Origin of the sequence: Nitrospira sp. T9, from assembly GCF_052156535.1 — a bacterium.
Classification (GTDB): domain Bacteria; phylum Nitrospirota; class Nitrospiria; order Nitrospirales; family UBA8639; genus Nitrospira_E.
The window spans coordinates 247,852-268,917 of sequence record NZ_JBQKUP010000038.1 but is presented as its reverse complement, the minus strand read 5'-3'; the positions used below and the strand labels follow the sequence as shown (position 1 = coordinate 268,917).

The window sequence follows — 21,066 nt, the reverse complement described above, 5'->3', positions numbered from 1 at the left end:
ATTCTTTATGATCCCGTCTCTTTCCCGTCGAACATCTCTGGTGCTCGGTTTGACTGCTCTCACCGTAGCCGGTGCCCTTTTTCTTGAATTTTTCTTAAGTGTCAGAGCAGACAGGCCCTTCGGTCACACGCAAGTGGCGCACCTGGTTGGGTGGACCGGCCTGGTATTTATTGGACTGACCTTTGTGTATCCACTGAAACGGTGGTTGTATCCTAATCAGGTCTGGTCACACAGATGGTTTCAGGTACACATCGTGTTTGGGGTTATTGGCCCCCTGATTATTTTTGTTCATGCCGGTGTGCATTTTCACGCCCTGGTGCCGATCATCGCCCTTATCACGATGGTTCTGGTGGTGATGAGTGGGATTACCGGGCAGGCCTTGCATTACCTGGCATTTCGAACATTGTATGAACGACGGCATGAGCTGGCTTTTGAAGGGATGACGGAGGATGCGATTGAGGCGCATCTGCATGATCTTGCGTTACAGGAAGAGACGCTTCGATGGTGGAAATGTCTTCACAGCCCCCTAACGTGGTCATTTGTCTCTTTCACGCTGCTGCACATCGCGGGAGCCCTCTTTTTCGGGGGCCTCTAAATCATGGGGTGTCGTCGACCATGGGTGGCGCCCTTTATCTGGGCTCTAACAGGTTTGGTCATTGGGGCTCTGGCCTGGGCTTCTCCCATTTACACTGAAGCCTTGTGGGCCCCTGGAGATCTTAGCCGGCATCACACTGACATTGCGGGATGTATGTCCTGTCATGAACCTTTTAGAGGAGCTACACCGCAAAAATGCGTGACCTGTCATACGTTGTCAGCCTTTCAATCTCGATCCGAACCGGATGTTCGCCAATTGCACCAAGAGGCGATTCAATCCGGCCAAACTTGTCTGGTTTGTCATACCGAGCATCGGGGTGTGTTAACGGCCATCACTATCGGTAGGGTCGAAAATCCTCATGGAGAATTGATTTTTCGGGCCACAGGCGCGACGTCCTGCTCTGATTGTCACGTGATAAAATCCGGCGCTGGAAAACAGGATGGCACATTACTCCACAATTCGTATGTTGAACGGTTAATTCGGAAAGGGGAGGGTGCTCATCGACCCGGGCATTTTGCTAAATGTCTGAAGTGCCATCGTGGGGGAAAGTTGGAGGTTGACGATGAGGACAAGGATGATGAGAACGATTAGTTTGAAAATGGAATTAATCTTCAATTGTATTCTCTATTGTGCACAATTCAGATTGCACGTTGTTTGCGTAGAAAAGCTCCTCAATCATGTGTAGAAAAAATCCACAGGATGCTTTCATTGATAGCGGTGTTTAAGGACAAAATGGGCCAATTTATGCACCTACAACATATATGGCAGGGGCCCGGAACTTGCTGGGTTAAATGTGTATTATGAGCATTCCCAGTTCCCTAATTGGATGTGTCATGTTTCGGAGGAGGGTGCGGTAATGACCTTCGGGACCCCACCGGTCAAACACAACGGGCAATCATGTACCATCCTGGTCGTGGATGATGATGAAGCAATGCGGACACTCCTTGTGGACGCCCTTCAAGAACAAGGGTGTCGAGTGATTGAGTCAGAGAATGGGACAGATGCCTTGAATGTCCTAAAGGCCGTGGTGCCAAATGTAATTGTGACGGACTTGAAAATGCCGGATGGCGGATTTCCCTATTTGCGGCGCCTTCAGGAAGGAGCCCCGGATTGTCCGATTGTCGTCATGACGGCGTATGGAGACAGTCAGTCCAAAGCGAAAGCGTTAGATTGTGGTGTCAAGGGATATTTCGAAAAACCTCTTCGGATTTCTGATTTGAAGGCATGGATTTGTCAAATGTGTTTGGTGAATCCCTGCGGGAACCTTCCGATTTATTGAGGCAGTAAACGAGATAACGAAATAAAGAAAGGGTAAAGGATGGCCGGATCGTTAGTGCATCAGGATTCTGATTCCGACGTGGATTGGAGTGCGCGGATTGAAGGATTAAAGCTTCTGGCGCAACATGTGGATGAGCCGGTTGTGATTTTCAATCCTCGGAAGGAATTGGTGTATGCCAATCCTTCAGCCAATAAATTAGCGAAAGACTGTCCATTAACCCTTTCATCATCCATTTCTTCTTCTTCCGATTCACAGGCTTCCAATCAGACACCATGTGACCCCTGCCATGCAATGGAACTGTTTCGGTCTGACAGGCAAGTTCAGGATACATTTCCCTGTCCCCCCCCTTCGGCTGTCCCCACGCCTGGATGTCCGTTTCCACGCGCGGTGCCATTGAAAAGCGGGACCGGTATGACCCATTTTGCGATATTGATGGGGGCTCGGGGGAGAGAGAGTATTATGATGGTTCCACCGGACGAGGATTCATCTGACCCGCCTGGATGGCCTGGGGATTCCTTGTTGGAGACCCTACCTCCCACGATCATCGGAGACAGTGACCCGATTCAACAATTGGTGGAAATGGTTCGATTGATCGCGGCGAGTGAGGCAACGGTGCTCATTCAAGGGGAAAGTGGAACGGGCAAGGAATTGGTGGCGAAGACCATTCATGCCTTGAGTCGTCGACGCCTCCGGCCCTTTATTGTAGTGGAATGCAGTGCATTGCCTGAAACCTTGCTGGAAAGCGAATTATTTGGCCATGTACGTGGATCCTTTACCGGAGCGGTGGCTGATCGCAAAGGCTTGTTTGAAGAAGCCGAAGGCGGCACGATTTTTTTGGATGAAATTACTGATACCACTCCTGCATTCCAAGCCCGCTTACTTCGCGTCCTGCAGGAAGGGGAAATCAAGCCTGTGGGAAGCAATGGGTCCGTCAAGGTGAATGTGAGGGTCATCTCTGCCGGGAATAAACCTCTGGAACATCTCGTGGCAACCAAGTTGTTTCGTGCGGATTTATACTATCGGCTCGCCGTCCTCCCGCTCACCGTCCCGCCCTTGAGGGAGCGGAGAGAAGATATCCTATTATTGGTAAAATATTTTTTGGAGCAATGCGCCAGAAAGCACGGGCGTGAGCCGATGCATCTTAGCCCGGATGCCCAAACGGCTCTCGTGCACCATTCGTGGCCTGGGAACGTCCGGGAATTAGAAAACTTGATTGAACGGGTGGTCGTCACATGCCCGCATTCCACAATTGAAGTGAAAGATTTTTTTGCCGATCATCCGTTGCAACCGGACAAACGCGATTTGAGTTCGATCGGGAAAATTGCTCGCCAGGAAGCGGAACGGTCAAGAATCCTCCAAGCCCTCCGGGATGCGAAGGGAGATAAGACCCGCGCAGCGCGGGCTTTGAATATCAGTCGATCCAGCCTCTACAACAAATTGCGGGACTATCATATTTCCTGATCTGCCCGGTTTTTTGCCCCCAAAATCCCCATTCTCAGTTTTCATTTGTCCAATTTTTTGGACGCACAACTTCTTGATTTTTAGTTGAAATTCCAAAGGCACGGAAAAGTTAGTTCAAGGTGTTGGACATTCTGCATCTTTGTGCATTTTTCCATTTATTCCTGATTGTTAACTGAAATCCGCACCAGTACCGACTTCTGTGGTTTGTCGCATGAATGAGTATTCATTGGCATCGATGTTGCGGAACAAGTTGATGCCGACGCTGGTTTGGGTGTGATGGACCGGCCTCCGGAATGCCCGACCTCTCCAAGAGGATTTCTGGCGTCGGCACTTAACAATCAAGTATCTGGCCGGTCTGTTTTTCGAGATACGAGTATTGTTGGAAACAAGTTGTCTGGTTGAGAGTCAAAACTGGATCTTTATTCACCCCATAAGTAAGGAGGCCGGAGCATGTACCACGGCAAGAGTAGATTTTTAACTGCGTCTATATTTTTGGCGCTGATGGGGGGGGCGGCCTTCTGGGCGACCCCATTTGTCAGTGCTGAAAATGCATCTCCTCCCCACGCCCATCAAACGGGGATGCCGGCGCAATCTCCTGGTTGGGCTGAGCAGCTCAAGGGCCAGACGATTGTGGAAGATGCCATGGAAGGGCGAGCCGAACGGGCAGCCCTGGTTGAGCAGCAGCATCACCGCATGATGGAGCAAATGCAGAAGGACATGGAGCATAAGGGTGCCGACACGGGCGCCTTTGATTCCATGTCGATGATTCACCAATATGGAGCGGGGCCGGCGAATGGCCTCCTGGCAAGTACTCCAGGTGTGGAGCCGGTGTCCATGAAAGGTGGGTTATGTCCCAAGACCGCACCTGTACGAAATTACGATGTGTCAGCCATTGATGTGGAAATCAGCCTGAATCAATGGCTGGATTATTATCCCGGGTACATGTATGCCTTGACTGAAAATATTGACAAGATCCGTGAGGAGGAAGCCAAAAATGCCGAGGCTCGTGAGAAGGAAGGGCATGCCGATCCGGGGGCTGTGAAAAATGGCATTCAGGATCAGTGGATACAACCATTGGTGATCCGGGGCAATCAAGGCGATTGCGTCAAGGTTACGTTGCGTAACCAATTGGAATTCGGCGAAGAAGTCAGTTTGCATATCAATGGGTCTGATATGGTGATGAGCAAGACCGGTCAGCCGGCGACCACGACCAATCCAGAGACGGTGGCGGCTGAAGGCCAAGCCATTGAGATGGAATGGTACATCCATCCCGACACGCAGGAAGGTGGAAAGCAATTTCATACCTTTAGCAATGACCGTGAGCTGACGGTCATGGGACTCTTCGGCGTCTTCGTCGTGGAACCCCGTGGGTCGAATTACTACGAGCCTTTAGGAACGGGACCGGCCACGGAAGCCACGAGTGGCTGGCAGGTGATGATTGATAATGGGGACGGTCCCGACTTTCGGGAATTTGTCCTGATTTATCATGAAGTCGGGGACGAAGCGTTTCGTCCCGTAAATAAGCATGGAGACTTCCTACCTCAACGGGATCCCCTCACTGATGCCTATCGTCCGGGTGCCCGGGCTCTGAACTATCGGAGTGAGCCGTTCGGCATCAACAACATGCACGTGCAACATGAATATTTTGGATTTGAAGATGAGTCGATGGCGTATAGTTCCTATACCTTTGGTGATGCCGCCCCGACAATTCCCCGGAGTTATTTGGGTGACCCGGCTAAATTCCGTATTGTGCATGGTGGATCGGAAGTTTTCCATTCGCATCATCCTCACGGCGGGTCGATTCGGTGGCAACGAAGCCCACGTGCGACGCAGATGCCGGTCTGGAGTACGGGGCAAAACGGCCCTGTGAAATATCCGGTGATTCGGACGAAGTCGGACCGGGTCGATGTGGAAGTGATTGGGCCATCTGAGGCGTTAGATCTGGAGACGGAATGTGGCTCGGGTCTGTGCCAATGGTTGGCGGGAGATTTTCTCTTTCATTGCCATGTCGCGCATCACTATGTGGCCGGTATGTGGGGCTACTGGCGTGTGTATAACAGCCTGCAAGAGCCGGGTGTGCAAAATGACGTCATGGCTCCTTTGCGGGAATTGCCGGACCGGTTAGGTCGAATTCACAAACCCGTGACGTCCGATCAACTGGTGGGCAAGACCGTCAATTGGTTTGGCAAGCAATTCAAAATTGTGGGTAAAGGCAAAAGTGATTGGAAAGCCGAGCCCGCCGTCGTCAATATCAAAGACTGGGTGGAAATGCAGCTCAGCAATCAGGGCAAGCCCGGACATAAAGATGATGAAGCCGGCCAAATGAAGGCCTATGATGCGACCGTCCTGGATTGGGTCTGGGATGGTTCGAAGGCCATGAGCGAGAAAGAACCGACCCTTGGGGAAAATCCCAAATATCGGCCCGAGTGGCAGGGCTATAAATCCGGAGAACGGCGGGCCATTTGGTTTGAACCCTCAACCGGGAAAGTCGCGTGGCCGTGGCTCACGCCACATTTCGGAAAACGTGCGCCGTTTTCCAATGATCATAATCCGGCCCCATGGTTGGAAATGATCCGATTGAATCCGGATGGAACACGGTCGGTCGAACCGGCCAAGGCCGGCGAAAATGGCTCCTGGAGTCTGTGTCCGGATCGAGCCGGCTCACAGGATTACAAGGTGCATTTTATTAAGTTGCCGATAGAACTGTCGGCTGCCGAAGGAAAAGAGCCGGCGATTGTCGACCCCAATGGGCTTCTCTATGTTGTGCATGAGGAAGAGGAAGAGGTGCGAGCCAACAACGACAAAAAATTCCCGTTGGTGGTTCGGGCGAATGTCTATGATTGCATCGATTGGACGCTGACCAGTGAATGGTTGGATGACGATATTACGAATTTCCAGTCGTCCAAGATCAACACCCATTTCCATTTCTTCCAGTTCGATAATCAAGCATCCGATGGGGTGATTTCAGGATTTTCGTATGAACAGTCTATGCGACCGTTTACCCAATTCGAGAAAAAGTCGGATAAAGGGTTACCGGTGCCGATGAATGCGAAGGTCACGAAGGCCGCCAAGAAAGGTGACAAAACCTTGGAGGTTTCGAATGCCAAGCAATATCATGTGGGCATTCCGATTTTGATCGGTGCGGATAATGTCAAAGGCCAGGAGGTGCGACGGATTGTCAAAATTAATGGCAATACGTTGACCTTTGCCCAGCCATTAAAGAATGCGCATCCCGTCAAAGACATTGTCACCGTGGAATATGTGCGGCAGCGGTTCTGGGTGGATGCGGATGTCGGTAGTGTGTTCTGGCATGACCATGCCTTTGGTGGCACGACGTGGCCACACGGGGCGGTCGGAACCATGATTGCCGAACCCTTCGGCTCCACGTGGCACGACCCGAAGACCGGCAAACGGATTCGAACGGGCCCGGTCGCCGATATCCATGCGGTAGAGCGTGTGGGACATGATGTGGCTGGCAGCTTCCGTGAATTAATGGTGCATATCATGGACACCGTGCCGCATACGGTGAACATCGTGACCGCCGGCAATCCTCCAGGGCAACCGGTGGATGTGGCGTTGGAAGCGGGTCGGACGGTGTCGTTCATCATGCCGCCGAACGACAAAATTAAAATGACGCCTATGCCGTTCCTGAATGGTGGTACCCATACCACCGGGGGGGCGTTGAATTTCCGGTCAGAGCCGTTCGCGCAACGATTGGCCAATAATCCGGAGCCGTCGCAAATATTCAGCAGTGTGGTGCATGGTGATCCGAGTACGGCCATGGTTCGGGCCTACCTTGGCGATGCCATTGTGTTCCGGCTGTTGGATGTGACGATGAATGAAAGTAATGTGTTCACGTTGTCCGGCCATACGTTCTGGTCAGAACGCTATGCGCAGGAAGCCAATCGCAAACATTCGCTGCATATCGGCATTGCCGAACGGTATGACCTGGTCATTCCCGAGGCAGGTGGCCCGCGCCATCAAGCCGGCGATTATATGTTCTTTAATGGCCGGAGCTCGAAGTTTTCAGAAGGCTCTTGGGGGTTGATTCGGGTCTTAGATAAGCCGGTGAGTGATCTGCAGCCCTTGCCGAATAAAGCCTATGGCAAAGAAGGCATGCCGGAGCGCTTGCCGGTTTGTCCGAAAGAGGCTCCGGTGAAGAGCTTCAATGTCGTGGCCTTGGATCATCCGGGGATGAGCTTTAATAGCAATGCTCCGGAAACGATTGAAGTGGACTTTGAACGCAAGATCGAATTGCGCAATCCTGAAGCCAAAATCTATGTCCTCGAAGATGAGGTGAAAAAGGTCGGAGGGGATGTGCAGCCCATGCCGTTAACGTTACGGGCCAACGTGGGTGACTGTCTCCAAGTCAAATTGACGAATAAGCTGAAAGAAGGGCGGGCGTCGTTCTCGGCTTTTGGACTTGCCTTCGATCCCAAAGATTCCCAAGGCCTCAATTTGGGGAACAATCCCGGCGACCAAACAGTGGCGCCAGGAGAATCCCGAATGTACACGTATTATGCGGATCCCTTCAATGGCGAGACGCAAACGTTGGTGTGGGATTGGGGGAATGTGTCCATGAATCCCCGAAACGGCCTGTTCGGGGGAATCATTATCGGTCCTAAAGGATCACAGTACCGTGATCCCAAAACCGGGGAAGATATTTCTCTGAAAAATAGTTGGAATGCCGATGTGATCGTGGACCGGACTATTCAGGGCAATGAGAGCCGGGTGAGCTACCGGGATGTGGCCTTGTATTTCCAGGACGAGGATAACATCATCGGGACCAGCTTTATGCCCTATGTGCAAAATGTGGCAGGACTGACCGGCGTCAACTATCGCGCCGAACCCTATCTTCATCGGGAAGAAACCGGTTGTTCGTTGGGCCGGATGTTCCAACCGTGCCAAGTTGATGAGCCGCAGGATCCTGTGACACCGGTGATTGAAGCCCATGCGGGCGACAAAGTACGGATTCACGTCTTTGGCGCCAGCAGTGAGCAGAACGGGATGTTCACGGTGGAGAAGCATGAATGGCCGATCGAACCCTTCCTGCCCGGTGCGGATATGATTAGCACCGTGGAGTTCTCGGGTTCGGAAGAGTTAGATGTCTTCCTGCCCTCGGCTGGAGGCAAATGGGCCTTACCTGGAGATTATGTGTGGAGCAATGGCCGGTTACCCTATTCCCAATCGGGACAATGGGGCTATCTCCGGGTGTTGCCGAACACGGATCAACGGATTCAGCCATTGGACGGTCCGGCTATGTCATCCAAACAAGCGGCTCTTGATGAGCCCAGTGGCGAACCGCGAATCATTCCTACCGTCACGAAATAAGCCAGACCCTCATTCCGAGGGTTAGCGAAAGCGGGGAAGCCACTCTTCGGCTTCCCCGCTTTTTTTTGAGTGGGTGGTTCGATAGAATGTTCATAAGCATGACAATCATTTTATTTTTTTGTGGGAGGAGAGAATGAAGGGCCGAAACGTATGGAAAGGGATCGTAGGGGTTGGGCTTCTAGCGCTGTTCGCACAAACCGCATGGTCCTATGATGAAATAACCGTGACTGATGGTGGAACCATTCAAGGGAAGGTGACCATTACGGGAGATAAGCCCAGACCCATGGCCTTCAATCTGGTGACGATCCCCGATCCGGTGTTTTGTGGAACCATCTCTACGGGAACGGGCTGGCGCATTGTTGAGGATTTTATTATTGGGCCTGATCAAAGTCTTAAGGATGTGGTGGTGTATCTCAAAGATATCGAAAAAGGGAAACCGTTTCACATGCCTAAGGTCAGGATCGAATCAGTCGACTGTGAATTTATTCCGTTTGTGAATGTCTTGCGCGATGGGGACAAACTGACCGTGGTCAACATGGATCCGGTCGAGCATGATATTCAGGGATATGAAACGGCTAGAGAGCGAGGAGCCAGGGTCTTGTTCAATCGTCCCCTCCCGATGAATCCGTATCACAACGTGGCGGGAATATTCGGCAAGAAACACCTCCCCGGTGAACCAATGGTGGAAAAAATACATTTACGAAAAGGACGGAATGTGTTTGTCATGCAGTGCGGATTCCATCCCTATATGTTTTCCTGGGGACTCGTGTTGGAAAACCCCTATTATGCGATTACCCCCGAGGATGGAACCTTTGAAATTACCGACGTTCCTCCTGGGGACTATATGCTGACTGCCTGGCATCCCGGGATGAAGGAGTTTGTGGAACAACCCATCACGGTGACCGCTCAGAAGGCCACTGTGGCGAATTTTCAGTATGAGGCTCCACAAGGTCGTCGTAGTGCGCATGAAATAGAGGAGAATCCCCGGTTTGGATTGGAGTTATTGGAAGAAGGCCTGGAAATTGTACCTTCGATTAGACGCCAGATTCCCTGACGGGCTGTCATGTGTGCCACGAGTGGTCACCCGGCAGAGGAGGGAAACTAATGACGGAAAGTCCAAGAACAGGAGACGTCTCCTGAGGTAGCCCGCTCGAAGCAAGGCAACAGGATGTTGGTTCATTCACTGAAGTATGACGGATGAAAGGAGGGCGACCATGGGTTTACGGATATTGTTTATAGGAATCGTACTTGGGGCAGGTGTGTGCACGGGCGGTTGGGAGAGCGCACACGCTGCGGGTGAAGAGGAATCGGAAGTCCGGATGGCACCAGGGACTGAAGTGAATTTCTCTCCAGAGGTTGTGGCCGGGTTTATCCATACGGTGATTGCCGCAGATAGAGCGCTCTATACGACACATGTGGTGGATCGCATGCAGGAGAATCGAATCGTGATTGCCGCAGAAGCCTGGAAGCAGCGGAAGGCGCTTCCGCTCCCCGCGCAAATGCTTTTGATGAGTGGACGAGTGGCTGAAATGGGGGGGTCCGGCCTGCGATATCGTCTGGCCAGTCTGTGGCCTATTTATGAGGAAAATGGGCCGAGCACCGCCTTTGAAGAGGCCGGATTAAAAGTCGTGGCCGAGAATCCCGATGAGGTCTATAGTGGAATTATCAAGAGAGGGGATCAACAATTTTTCAAAGCCATTTATGCGGATCGGGCTGTTTCGAAAGCCTGTGTGGACTGCCACAACGGGCATTTGTTGAGTTCAAAGCGTGATTTTAAAATGGGCGATGTGATGGGTGCCATCATCATCTCGTTTCCGTTGCCTTCAGAAAAAAAGGAAACTCCCTGAACGAGCAAAGACCTTCTGCCCATTTTTGAACCCGAAGTCAGGAAGGTGGCTGTGGATGTCGAACCCGCAGTCACCTTCAGTCTGCTGTTCACATGGTTCATGATAGTCTTCGGGAAGTCTGTTCTTTCACATCTAACCGATCTCTCAGCCAATCTCCCAGCATGTTGGCCGCGAGAACGACCGCCATTAGAGCCAAGCCGGGAAAGACGACCAGGTGGGGAGCTACCAACATGTAGCGGGTTCCGTCGCGAATCATGCTTCCCCATGACGCGGCAGGAGGTTGAACCCCCAGTCCCAAAAAGGAGAGGCCGGCTTCGGCTATGATGGCGCCGGCGATACCAAAGCTGGCTTCAACAATAAGCGGAGCCATGATTAACGGCAGAAGGTGCCGGAGAATAATACGCCAAGGCGGTGCGCCGATGGCTTGGGCCGCCAGCACGTGATCGGCGTGCTTGAGGGCGAGAACCTGTCCTCTCGCCAGTCGGGCGTATCCCACCCATCCCACGATTCCCAACGCCAGAATCACATTGCCGATTCCCGGTCCCAATGCCCCGGCGAGGGCGATGGCAAGCAGTAGTCCCGGGAAGGCGAGCATGACGTCCACAATTCGCACAAAGCCTGCATCGACCCACCCGCTGAGATAGGCACTGGAGACGCCGAGAAGGCTTCCGAGACTCACCCCCAGGGCGACCACGCACAGCGAAACAACAAACGACGTGTGTGCTCCGCTGATGAGACGGTCGGCAACCGGTCGACCTAATTCATCATGCCCCAACCAGTGTTCCAGGCTTGGCGGAGAAAGAATGTTCGTGAGATCAATCGCATCAGGGGTTAAGGAAAAGATGAAATTGAAGATGGCCAGAAAGGCCCATGCGGCGATGATGGAGAGTGGGAACCAAAGACGCATCGTTAATCAGTGGTGAATTGGATGCGAGGGTCCAGCCATGCATACAGCAGATCCGTGAGCAGATTCACCACGATATAGGTCATGCTGATACAAAGCACTGCCGCTTGCACGACCGGATAATCGCGCTGTTGAATGGCTTCAATCATCAGCAGTCCTAATCCAGGCCAGGCAAAAACCGTTTCAGTGATCACCGCTCCACCAAGCAAGCCTCCGAGCTGCAGGCCCAGGAGTGTTAAGATAGGCAAGAAGGCGTTGGGCAGGGCATGATACAAGACTGCCCGGGTTGAGGAGAGACCTTTGGCGCGAGCGGTCCGCATGAAGTCCTCCCCCAATACCTCAAGGACGCTGCTCCGAATCATTCTGGCCAGGATGGCCGCCATGGCTGTACCGAGCGTGAGGGCAGGCAGCACGACGGCGTTCCAACCTTCCCGACCACTCACGGGAAACCAGCCAAGCCAGAGCGCGCCGACTAAAATGAGTACAGGACCCATCCAGAAATTGGGAATCGACATTCCAAACAACGCAAACCCCATGGCGCCATAATCCAGAGGTGTGTGTTGGCGGACGGCCGCGACGAGGCCAAGAGGAAGCGCCAACCCGATTGCCACAATCAGGGAAACGAGACTGAGATAGAGGGTGGCGGGAATGCGTTCAATGAGCAAATCCACAATGGCCCGACCCGAAAAAAGAGATGTGCCCAAATCCAGATGCAAAAGCCCCTTGAAATAAATCCACCACTGTTGATGGAGGGGGAGGTCCAAGCCTAAGGCATGGCGAAGGGTTTCCTTGTCGGTCGGTTGAGCTGATTCACCCAGCATCACTTCTACGGGGTCGCCTGGAATAAGATGAATCAACAGAAAAACCAGGCAAATGACTCCCAGGAGGGCGAGCATCGCGCTCAAGATTCTTGTCACCAGGAAATGGGTCATGACGAAAGTGGAGATAACGGTGGTTGAAAAAAAAGAGCCTGCCTGCCCCGGTCATGGTCGCGTGGCATGGTCATGGGTAGAGCCGTGCGATGTGTTTGGGGGGAACTGAGGGAGGTCCCATCCACCGGACCTGACTGAGTCCGTCAAAATTGCCATCGGCACTCAATTGATATCCGGTGATGGTGGCGGACGTCAGAGCATAATGGTCTTCAAACCAGAGAGGCACATACGGAAGGGTGTCCAGGAGGCGGGCTTGAAGGGTGCGATATAAGGCCTGCTGCTCCTGCCTGTTCAGGGTCCGTTCCGCTTGCATCATGAGACGATCTGCCACCTCGTCCGCAAAGTGACCACGGTTGGCGCCGACGGGAGGGATGGCGTCACTATGAAAGGCATACCGGAAAATATCCGGAGATTTCACGCCGACCCAGGCCAGGCTATACATTTGGAATCGGCCGGACTTGATGTCACCGTAAAATGTGCCCCAATCGTGGCTTTGGATGGAGACATCAATTCCAACCTGGTCGAGTTGGTACTGAATGATTGTCGCCAAGCGCAATCGAAAGGGGTCAGTTGAGGTTTTATAGGTGATGGTCGGCCGATGGTCATGATCATATCCGGCTTCCTTCAATAAGCGTTTTGCCTCCTCCGGATGGTAGGCGTACCCTGATAAGGTTGCATGTCCAGCCCAATGCTCCGGAGGAAAGAGCCCTTGCGCGACCCTGGCTCGTCCTTTCAATACGAATTGAATAATGTGCTCACGATCGATGGCATGGGCAATAGCCTTCCGCACCAGTTCTTGACCGACCACAGGATCTAACTGATTGAATCCCAGATAGGCAAAATTTGCCCCTTGACGCTGTTGCAAGGTGATGCCTCTCTGGCCGGACAGATAAGTGACAAGCTCAGGGGCGAGATCATTTTGAAGGAGATGAATCTCGTTTGCCAAAAGCTTGAGGGTTCGAACGGTCGGATCGGGAATTCTTAAAAATTCAACACGTTGACCATCCGCTCGTCGCTCGATAACAAGCCGGGTGTCATCGGGGCGTTCGAGAAATTGAAAGGGCCCGCTGCCTATGGGATCGTCATGGAAGGGGTGTCCCTTGGCAATAAGGTTTGCGGGGAGAATGCCGATAACTAAATAGCCGGGAAATAATGAATCGGGCTGCTTCAGAAAGAAATCAATGGTATTCTCCGTCGGCGTGTCGATCCGGGTGATAATTTGCAAAATACCACGATGAGGAGATGCCGTGGCAGGATTCAGAATGGAGGCATACGTGGCTTTGACATCGTGGGCGGAGAGTCGTGCCCCATTGTGGAAGAGTGGTGTTGGTTTCTGCAAGTCGAATCGATAATGGATGGGAGAGAGTTCACGCCACCTGGCCAAAGCTGGAATCGGGATTGTGCCCTCGCCGAAGTCCACTAGGCGCGAATATAGCAGCCGATTGAGTCGAGCCGAAGTGGCATCAGTGGCATAACGCGGATCTAAATTCGTCGGCGAATTGGCTAACCCAAAACGCAACGTATAATCGGGATGCGCTTCGGTGCAGCCAACAATTGAAATGAGGCCCAAAACCATCATCCATAATCGCCAGTTCACCTGAAAGCCATGAAGGATTCTTTTGGCAGAACCGATAGGGGAACACACAGGGGATCGATGATGGCTGAGGTCGCGATGTTCATGGAAAGAAATCCTCATGCAACCTTAGGGAACCGGCGTGTGAACGAGATGGGGAAATAGCGTGGGGATTTATGCATGGCGATATTTTTCTAATTTTACAGGGATTATCCCTATTGTAAAAGGGCGAAAGTTGACGACTCGAAGAACCTCTGCCTCGCCATGTCCCCTTATTCAAGAAATAGACTAATCAAAGGAGATTACGAATGAGTTCGGTTGCCACGATGACATCTCATGGAAATGCGACGACCCAACCTCTCGGCGCGCGCTCCTTAACGGCTCCGACAACGATTGAAGAGACCGGATTGCCGGAGGAATTGCTTGTACAGCTTCTGGTCAGAACCCTCTACACCCAAGGAGAACTCACCGAGCGATCGGCCGGAGAGATTATGAAATTGCCTTATGGGGTCATGAGAGAGTTGTTCATCCTTATTCAACGGGAGAAGTTGTGCGAGGTCAAGGGACATGGGGAGTCGCTTGGGGTGTTACTCCGGTATGTGTTGACGGAAGCAGGTCGTCAGCGTGCCACGGCTTTTATGGATCTGTGCCGATATGTGGGACCGGCTCCGGTTCCCCTCAATCAGTATATCAACATGATCAAAAGTCAGCCCGTGAATAGTTTAACCATTGACCGACGAACTGTGACAGCGGCAACGGAACATCTGGTATTGACTCCTGGCACCGTGGACCAACTCGGGGAAGCCGTCAATTCCGGTTGGGCCATCTTTTTGTATGGGCCTCCTGGAAACGGGAAAACGGTCCTGGCCGAAGCCATTGGGAAGATGTTGGAAGCGGTAGGCGGAGGAGAAGTCTATATTCCCTATGCCATGGAGGTCGATGGACAAATCATTCAAGTGTTTGATCCGATCACCCACGTCAGAGTCGACGCTCCACAAGAAGCGGCCAGATCGTTAATTGAAGCCAAAGTGGAAAAAGATACCCGCTGGGTGCTGTGTAAGCGTCCGATCGAGTTTGCCGGCGGTGAGTTGACGATGGCCACCCTGGATCTCTCGTTTAATGCGTCTGCGAAATATTACAAAGCGCCCCCTCATATTAAAGCCAATGGCGGGGTGTTTCTGATTGACGACTTCGGACGACAATTGGTCCGTCCGCGAGATTTGCTCAACCGATGGATTGTGCCGTTGGAAAAGCGGGTGGATTATCTGACATTGCATACGGGTAAGGTCTTCCAAATTCCCTTCGATACGATTGTCTTGTTCGCCACGAATCTGGAACCGGCCAAGCTGGCGGATGAAGCGTTCCTTCGCCGGATCAGAAATAAAATCTACATTGCCGATCCGACCCCCGAACGGTTCACGCAGATTTTTGAAGAAGTCTGCAAGAAAAAGGGGGTGCCGTATGATCCTGAAGCCGTGCAATATTTATTGGATGGTGTGTATGTCAAGTATCAATTGAATATGCGGAGTTGCCATCCCAGGGATTTGATCGAGCAGATTGTCAGTATTGCGAAATTTAACGGAGTGCCGCCGACCCTCTCCAAAACGTTTATCGATCGGGCTTGCCATACCTATTTCTTTGTAGAGGCCGCCGAGTACGATCAGAACACGAGTCAGTAACGTTTACCCTACCGGTGCCTTTCGCTATGATGGCCCAACTTTCCAGGGAAGGAGTGTTGGGCAATTGTTATTCCTCTTCTCCACCTTTCACGAATGCTTATGAGTCCCTTTGAACCCTGTTGTGTCGCATACGCCTGAGAGTTCATTGAGAAACCGTTGAATATTTGAAATATTAAAATTTTTTCATTGCCACAGGTGTGACAAAGACACGGCAGAGGAAAATAATGGGAGTGTTGAATAATAAGGATGTTCAAGGGCAAATTTGCGCAGGAGGAGATTCCTCATCAAAGGCTCCGGGTCGGTTCAAAAAAGTCTGTCCAGCAAGGCCGCAGCCGTTTGTACGCGCGGAGCGTACGCTGAGTACGTGAGTGCGGGAAAATGGCGAGAACGCCGCTGGCGGCTTTTTTCAACAGACCCATAATGGAAGTGCTCTAAAATGCCCCCTCGATTCCCCCATCTTATCCCCACTCTCAACTTGACATATTTTGCAGTCTTCAAGAGAATCGCGGAGATGTGCCAGGCCTAAAATCGAAGCTCTGCATCTCCTGCGGATTCACCTGAGTTTTTTGATACGCCTCTCATGCAAGGAAGCCGGACTTTTGGCCTAGTTCCGAAAGGAGTGAAAACCACGGTGAACCGAATCTGGGTCGTCGTTGTCCTGCTTTCTGTCGTGGGCCACTTCGGGACCCTTCCGGCTCAGGATTCATTCGTGGACCCAGAAGCCAGGTTCGAGCAGGTATTCAGCGGTGGATTCTGGCTTGAGAGCCCGGCTGTCGCTCCGGACGGGTCTGTCTACTTCTCAGACATTCCCCATACGAGCGTGAGCGGAATGCAGGCCGGTCGTATCTGGCGCTTTGATCCACGCACGGGCGTAACGACCATCTTCCGTTCACCGAGTGGGATGGCGAATGGCATTGTGTTTGATGCCCGTGGCGATATGATCGTGGCCGAAGGTGCTGACTTCGGTGGCCGTAGGATCACGCATACCGAGATGAATACGGGCAAGAGTGATACTGTTGCCGGACTTTACAACGGGAATCGGTTCAACGCCCCAAACGACCTGACGATTGATGCTCGCGGTAGAATCTATTTCACCGATCCGCGATACACAGGACATGAGCCCATCGAGCAACCGGTAATGGGCATCTATCGGATTGACCTTGACGGAAGCGTGCACCTTCTTGCGGCCAATCTGTGGCAGCCAAATGGACTCGCCATCTCGCCTGACCAGAAGACGCTCTACGTCGTTGAGGTTGGAATCTATAATACCAATATCCTGGAGAGGCCTCCGATTGTTGGCGGTCCACCAAGCGCGGTTCATGCGTATGATCTCTTGGACGATGGCTCTCTTCGCTATCGAAACATGGTGGTGACATTTCCCACGGGGAACTGGGGTGACGGGATGACTGTGGATAGGGAGGGGAACATCTACGTGGGAGTCGGTGGCCCTCCTGGTAGTAATGGGGTGCACATCTACACACCGAGGGGGAAACGACTCGCATTTCTTGAGACAGAGGAGACGGCCGTGAATCTTGACTTTGGGCGGGATGCGGACGCCAATTTTCTGTATGTGGTGTGCGCCCGGTTTCCTTCTGGTTCGGGTCTGTGGACTCCACCCTCCAGTAACGGCCTGTACCGCATCCGGCTTCGAATGCAGTAGGGGCACTTACCGGGGACCGGGTTTACGCGCTGCCCTTGCATACGTAGGCTGAGGTGTCGATGGTGGAAACCGCAAGGAGAGACTGATTATGAAAATTGGAGTTGGAGCAGATCCCTTTGGTTTAGAACTGAAAGAGGCGGTGAAGCAGCATGTGCAGAAACTCGGTCATGTGTGCGTGGATGTGGGCGGGACAACGGATGAAGCACGTCCCTATTATGAAGTCGCTCATGAACTCGCCGGAAAAGTGGGTTCAGGTGAGTGTGATCGCGGGATCCTGGTTTGCGGCACCGGGATGGGTATGGCGATCATTGCGAACAAGCATCCTCATGTTTATGCCGCGGTGTGCGAGGATCCTTCAGCGGCGACCAAGGCCCGATCCATCAACAATGCCAACGTACTCACCATGGGTGGCATGGTTACGGCATTTTACAAAGCTAAGGAAATCGTTGATGCCTTTCTGACGACTGAATTCAAGAACGGGTGGGATGAGGAGATCCAAACTTTTCTTGACCGTTCAATGATCGATATCCAGCGGATTGAGTCCGAAGAATTCAAGGATTGAACCATTAAAATGAACAGGACGATTGAAAATGCTTTCGCCTAATATTCGGTTTGGGGCGAACGAATTCCTGCGTGCCGTGCGTCTGCAGGTGAAGCGTATGCGTAGGTTGTTAGGTGGCGAGGTATCTGATAAAGGGACCGTGCGATCTGAATTGGCAGAAAACGCCTGGATGTTTTGTGGCGGAGAGCTATGGGGTGTTGGGCTGGCCTGCGCGCAGGAGGTTCAAGCGAAACAGGCCGAGGCCCAACGTTTCGACATGCGGGGGGCATTGGTATGTTGGCCACTCGGTTGTGGTGACGGTCAGTATGGGGCTGTTGGAAAAAGCCGCCAGCTGCGTTCCCGCCATTTTCCCGTACTCACGTACTCAGCGTACGCTCCGCGCGTAAAAATGACTGTGGCCTTCCCTTCGAGAAGCCTCAGGACAGGGCTGGTCGAACCCTTCGGTAAGACTCAGGGCATGCTTTTTTGAACCGCCCCGAGGCCTCTGATATGCACCGTGCCTGTGGGTCAATATGCCCTTGGAAATTAGTATTATTCAATACTCCCAGTATCTTTCCTGCGGTCTAAAACCCCAAACCCCAAGCTACTTCCGATATCGCGCTGTAAGCAGAGTTTCTAGCTGCTCCAGGCTTACCTTAGGAAAAAATCTATTGTGGAACCCAAATCTTTTGTGTTCTGGAACCCGTCTCGGGATAAATTCTTCCAACACAGCCGCAGCAATGAGTTGATTGAACTGTGTGCTCAGATGAGACGCATTCCAAAACCCAATGGGGACTGGAACATTTTTCCTAAAGCAGGAAGCCGCCTTCCCTAGTTGAATGATTCCAGCGGTTTCGTCGACACATTGTTCGCCAATTGAATAAAAATAGCCAGCGTGTCTGCCAATGAAAAATGTATTGGCGGCATCTCGTATGGGTGTTTGAATGTCAATGAACGCAATATGCTTGCTCTCAAAATTTCCAATCTGTGCTTTCAGTGATTGATTATAAAGTGTCAATAACTGGTCAAATTCGGCGGCCACCTCATGCTTGGCTAGGGGGCCTTCGACATCCCCCATTGAAAGTAAGCGAGGAGTGAGCCCCAAATTAAATTGTCCAAGAACCAAAATGTTCTTGGCTCCGAGGGAAATTAGGCGTTCAACTCCTCCGGCAATCTCCATGGGAATCCCAAAGGTTAAGGCTTGAATAAATTGGTCAAATGTAATCGTTCCCTCGACAAAGAGAAAGAACGCAGCGGCGAGATCATTTGCACCCGTATAGACAATGAATAGTGTGTGATCATTGATCTCAACTTGCCTTAAACTCTTATCCACTTCAAACATGTCAATTTGTGTACGCAATGCAGGAATAATGACGGTCTCGCGCAAAAGACTGTTTGCCTCTGCATTCGTCTCACTTTGGTTGTTACGATAGGCATCTTGTCGTGTAAAGATGGACTCTTGGAGTGATTTACCCTCAAAGGTGCAAGGCAATGGGAAGAGATTCACATTGGTACATCCCTCACCTGAGAGGGCGGAATAAAATGCATAATTTACAGATTGTCGAATTGAAACTTCAGAAGGAAGGGTATCGTTGAATTGAATAATCCAGGGGCGCAAATCAGCACCGTGCTTTAATAATTGCTTCAAAACTCCGTTATAGACAAAATACTCTGTCCAATTGAGAGAACGGTGGGTTTTTTCCACGCATCCCTGGTTAGAACACAATGGCAATTGTGGCGGCAATGTTAAATGAAATAACCGAGAGCCTTTCTTTGTTGGTGGAAACCATAATTTGGTCCCGGGGAGAATGGTATCCTTGCGAGGGTTCACGGGATTGGAGATAGGAACATAGATATTGTTGAAGATACCGCTATCCGAGGTGAAATATTCACCATCCAACGGTTCCCCATCAAAGGTCAGACTTGCCGGGCCATTCCCAATATCGGTGAGACTATCCCCAAAAAACATTGCATTGGAAAAACTGCGTCGGGGAAAAACTTCTTTGTCTTTGGCATAGCCGATAGTCATTGGAGGGAGAATTGTCATAATTACCATGACGACGAGTGAAAGGCCTGTCTTCCAAAAATGGGTGTGTGGTTTCATGTTCCCTCCTTCTAAGTTTAGGTAACAAGTCCTGCCTATCAGGCTTTTTGGAATTCAGTTGTTCTTTGGCAATATGGCGTTGATGAGTATAGCAAAATCGGAAACTGATCCAACTAATTCCCTTCCCATCTTGATAAGTCTGATCGCCGCATCGTGGTTTTGTTGAGTTGAATGGGTTCAAACCTTGCACGAATTATGGGATCCTCACAGTCAGGCTGATCAACATATTCGCCAAGACTACGGACGTCATGTTGTCTATCGATAATAAGCGAAGCGGTATATAGAAGAAAGCTTTCCATTATTTGACCAAGAGTAAAAATCAGCAGGGACTTACTTATCCGATTTAAGATTTCCCATCAGCAGCTTGGTGAACACATTCACCAATTTTCAGCATTTGCAGGGGGCAGGTGCCCGGATAGCCAGGTTTACTCCTCGGAGAACATTGACAATAGTAGCGCCGCAGGTTCACCATTCCGTGTTTGAAATCACAATTGTGAACTCTTCTTGTTTTAGTGAGGAAAGGGACATCGACGACAATTTTTCAAAAAGGGACACAACCATGAGGACATTAAAGAAGAGCTGGCATCATTTAGGGAGTATGATGACAATGTTCTTCCTTGCACAGATGCCCCTATATTCATTGGCCATCACATACGACGTGAATCAAGTGATTGATGAAAAAGGGACTGTCTCCGGCTTTATCGAAACGGATGGAACGATAGGCCCGCTCCTCGCAACAAATTTCATAGATTGGAACCTCCGTGTAAACGACGGTTCTCATGTATTTAACCTTATGGGCCCGAAGTCTGGAGCAAATTCGACAATCACCGTGACGGGGAATACCACAATAGCATCCACCCAAGACATTCAATTTGATTGTTCGGGAGATCAAGCCCGAATCGAAATCATCAACCCATCAGCGGCAAGCCCGGAGAATGGATGGGCACTTGTTGGAGACTTTGGCGGGCTCGTTCATGACAAATTCGAAGAAATATGTTTTCTCTGTTCAAGTTCCAATCCGGCAGCCGTCACCGAGCATCGATCTGGAATTATAAAATTCCCAACGCTTACTAACTGAATCCCCCAACCCTCGAACTGAGCGTCGCCCAATTCATGATCAGTGGCCGAGGGGGGGAACATCGAATCATTCCACCTGTTCC

The 21,066-nt window shown here is 51.4% G+C and carries 16 protein-coding genes; 12 read left to right on the top strand and 4 right to left on the bottom strand.

Features of this window, described 5'->3' with window-relative positions; genetic code table 11:
• Positions 1-7 precede the first annotated feature (7 nt).
• The 7 genes from ACTRXD_RS15055 to ACTRXD_RS15025 all read left to right on the top strand — a co-directional run bounded on the left by ACTRXD_RS15055 (position 8) and on the right by ACTRXD_RS15025 (position 10,513).
• The gene (locus tag ACTRXD_RS15055) at positions 8-595 is read left to right on the top strand and encodes a hypothetical protein (protein ID WP_442432606.1); all 588 of its coding nucleotides are present in this window, start codon (positions 8-10) and stop codon (positions 593-595) included.
• A 3-nt stretch (positions 596-598) separates the two neighbouring features.
• Positions 599-1,186, top strand: a complete 588-nt coding sequence (locus ACTRXD_RS15050; protein WP_442432605.1) for a hypothetical protein — start codon at positions 599-601, stop codon at positions 1,184-1,186.
• 265 nt (positions 1,187-1,451) lie between these two features.
• Positions 1,452-1,874: a response regulator gene (locus tag ACTRXD_RS15045; RefSeq protein ID WP_442432604.1), complete on the top strand. Its 423-nt coding sequence runs from the start codon at positions 1,452-1,454 to the stop codon at positions 1,872-1,874.
• Positions 1,875-1,913: 39 nt separating this feature from the next.
• A complete protein-coding gene (locus tag ACTRXD_RS15040) occupies positions 1,914-3,335 on the top strand; it encodes a sigma-54 interaction domain-containing protein (RefSeq protein ID WP_442432603.1) in 1,422 nt (473 codons plus the stop codon).
• A 450-nt stretch (positions 3,336-3,785) separates the two neighbouring features.
• Positions 3,786-8,666: a multicopper oxidase domain-containing protein gene (locus ACTRXD_RS15035; RefSeq protein WP_442432602.1), complete on the top strand. Its 4,881-nt coding sequence runs from the start codon at positions 3,786-3,788 to the stop codon at positions 8,664-8,666.
• A 133-nt stretch (positions 8,667-8,799) separates the two neighbouring features.
• Complete coding sequence (locus ACTRXD_RS15030; RefSeq protein WP_442432601.1) at positions 8,800-9,720, top strand: carboxypeptidase-like regulatory domain-containing protein; 921 nt, start codon at positions 8,800-8,802, stop codon at positions 9,718-9,720.
• Positions 9,721-9,880: 160 nt separating this feature from the next.
• On the top strand, positions 9,881-10,513 hold the full coding sequence (locus ACTRXD_RS15025; protein WP_442432600.1) for a Tll0287-like domain-containing protein: 633 nt from the start codon (positions 9,881-9,883) through the stop codon (positions 10,511-10,513).
• A gap of 97 nt (positions 10,514-10,610) precedes the next feature.
• Here the strand turns inward: ACTRXD_RS15025 and ACTRXD_RS15020 are convergent, their stop codons facing one another.
• The 3 genes from ACTRXD_RS15020 to ACTRXD_RS15010 form a co-directional block, all read right to left on the bottom strand.
• Complete coding sequence (locus ACTRXD_RS15020) at positions 10,611-11,420, bottom strand: ABC transporter permease (protein ID WP_442432599.1); 810 nt, start codon at positions 11,418-11,420, stop codon at positions 10,611-10,613.
• A 2-nt stretch (positions 11,421-11,422) separates the two neighbouring features.
• Positions 11,423-12,349, bottom strand: a complete 927-nt coding sequence (locus ACTRXD_RS15015) for an ABC transporter permease (RefSeq protein WP_442432598.1) — start codon at positions 12,347-12,349, stop codon at positions 11,423-11,425.
• A gap of 70 nt (positions 12,350-12,419) precedes the next feature.
• Positions 12,420-13,928, bottom strand: coding sequence for an ABC transporter substrate-binding protein (locus ACTRXD_RS15010; protein WP_442432597.1), 1,509 nt, complete (start codon positions 13,926-13,928; stop codon positions 12,420-12,422).
• Positions 13,929-14,230: 302 nt separating this feature from the next.
• Here ACTRXD_RS15010 and ACTRXD_RS15005 point away from each other — a divergent pair, with 302 nt between their 5' ends.
• The 4 genes from ACTRXD_RS15005 (at position 14,231) to ACTRXD_RS14990 (ending at position 18,292) form a co-directional block, all read left to right on the top strand.
• Complete coding sequence (locus ACTRXD_RS15005; RefSeq protein ID WP_442432596.1) at positions 14,231-15,601, top strand: ATP-binding protein; 1,371 nt, start codon at positions 14,231-14,233, stop codon at positions 15,599-15,601.
• A 631-nt stretch (positions 15,602-16,232) separates the two neighbouring features.
• Positions 16,233-17,261 carry an SMP-30/gluconolactonase/LRE family protein gene (locus ACTRXD_RS15000; RefSeq protein WP_442432595.1) on the top strand — a complete coding sequence of 343 codons (1,029 nt, stop codon included), beginning with the start codon at positions 16,233-16,235 and terminating at the stop codon, positions 17,259-17,261.
• Positions 17,262-17,349: 88 nt separating this feature from the next.
• Positions 17,350-17,823, top strand: coding sequence for an RpiB/LacA/LacB family sugar-phosphate isomerase (locus ACTRXD_RS14995; RefSeq protein ID WP_442432594.1), 474 nt, complete (start codon positions 17,350-17,352; stop codon positions 17,821-17,823).
• Positions 17,824-17,920: 97 nt separating this feature from the next.
• Complete coding sequence (locus ACTRXD_RS14990; RefSeq protein WP_442432593.1) at positions 17,921-18,292, top strand: hypothetical protein; 372 nt, start codon at positions 17,921-17,923, stop codon at positions 18,290-18,292.
• A 114-nt stretch (positions 18,293-18,406) separates the two neighbouring features.
• On the opposite strand, the gene ACTRXD_RS14985 is transcribed toward ACTRXD_RS14990, so the two are convergent.
• Entirely contained in the window at positions 18,407-19,906 is a 1,500-nt protein-coding gene (locus ACTRXD_RS14985) for a hypothetical protein (protein ID WP_442432592.1), read from the bottom strand.
• Positions 19,907-20,381: 475 nt separating this feature from the next.
• On the opposite strand from ACTRXD_RS14985, the gene ACTRXD_RS14980 reads away from it, so the two are divergent.
• On the top strand, positions 20,382-20,984 hold the full coding sequence (locus tag ACTRXD_RS14980; protein ID WP_442432591.1) for a hypothetical protein: 603 nt from the start codon (positions 20,382-20,384) through the stop codon (positions 20,982-20,984).
• Positions 20,985-21,066 lie beyond the last annotated feature (82 nt).

Excerpts from the sequence above, each read along its gene's own strand:
- ACTRXD_RS15025 (WP_442432600.1), top strand. The coding sequence starts at position 9,881 with ATGGGTTTACGGATATTGTTTATAGGAATCGTACTTGGGGCAGGTGTG.
- ACTRXD_RS15010 (WP_442432597.1), bottom strand. The coding sequence starts at position 13,928 with ATGATGGTTTTGGGCCTCATTTCAATTGTTGGCTGCACCGAAGCGCAT.
- ACTRXD_RS14995 (WP_442432594.1), top strand. The coding sequence starts at position 17,350 with ATGAAAATTGGAGTTGGAGCAGATCCCTTTGGTTTAGAACTGAAAGAG.
- ACTRXD_RS15040 (WP_442432603.1), top strand. The coding sequence starts at position 1,914 with ATGGCCGGATCGTTAGTGCATCAGGATTCTGATTCCGACGTGGATTGG.
- ACTRXD_RS14990 (WP_442432593.1), top strand. The coding sequence starts at position 17,921 with ATGCGTAGGTTGTTAGGTGGCGAGGTATCTGATAAAGGGACCGTGCGA.
- ACTRXD_RS15035 (WP_442432602.1), top strand. The coding sequence starts at position 3,786 with ATGTACCACGGCAAGAGTAGATTTTTAACTGCGTCTATATTTTTGGCG.
- ACTRXD_RS15055 (WP_442432606.1), top strand. The coding sequence starts at position 8 with ATGATCCCGTCTCTTTCCCGTCGAACATCTCTGGTGCTCGGTTTGACT.
- ACTRXD_RS14985 (WP_442432592.1), bottom strand. The coding sequence starts at position 19,906 with ATGAAACCACACACCCATTTTTGGAAGACAGGCCTTTCACTCGTCGTC.
- ACTRXD_RS15050 (WP_442432605.1), top strand. The coding sequence starts at position 599 with ATGGGGTGTCGTCGACCATGGGTGGCGCCCTTTATCTGGGCTCTAACA.
- ACTRXD_RS15005 (WP_442432596.1), top strand. The coding sequence starts at position 14,231 with ATGAGTTCGGTTGCCACGATGACATCTCATGGAAATGCGACGACCCAA.
- ACTRXD_RS15045 (WP_442432604.1), top strand. The coding sequence starts at position 1,452 with ATGACCTTCGGGACCCCACCGGTCAAACACAACGGGCAATCATGTACC.
- ACTRXD_RS15030 (WP_442432601.1), top strand. The coding sequence starts at position 8,800 with ATGAAGGGCCGAAACGTATGGAAAGGGATCGTAGGGGTTGGGCTTCTA.
- ACTRXD_RS15015 (WP_442432598.1), bottom strand. The coding sequence starts at position 12,349 with ATGACCCATTTCCTGGTGACAAGAATCTTGAGCGCGATGCTCGCCCTC.
- ACTRXD_RS15020 (WP_442432599.1), bottom strand. The coding sequence starts at position 11,420 with ATGCGTCTTTGGTTCCCACTCTCCATCATCGCCGCATGGGCCTTTCTG.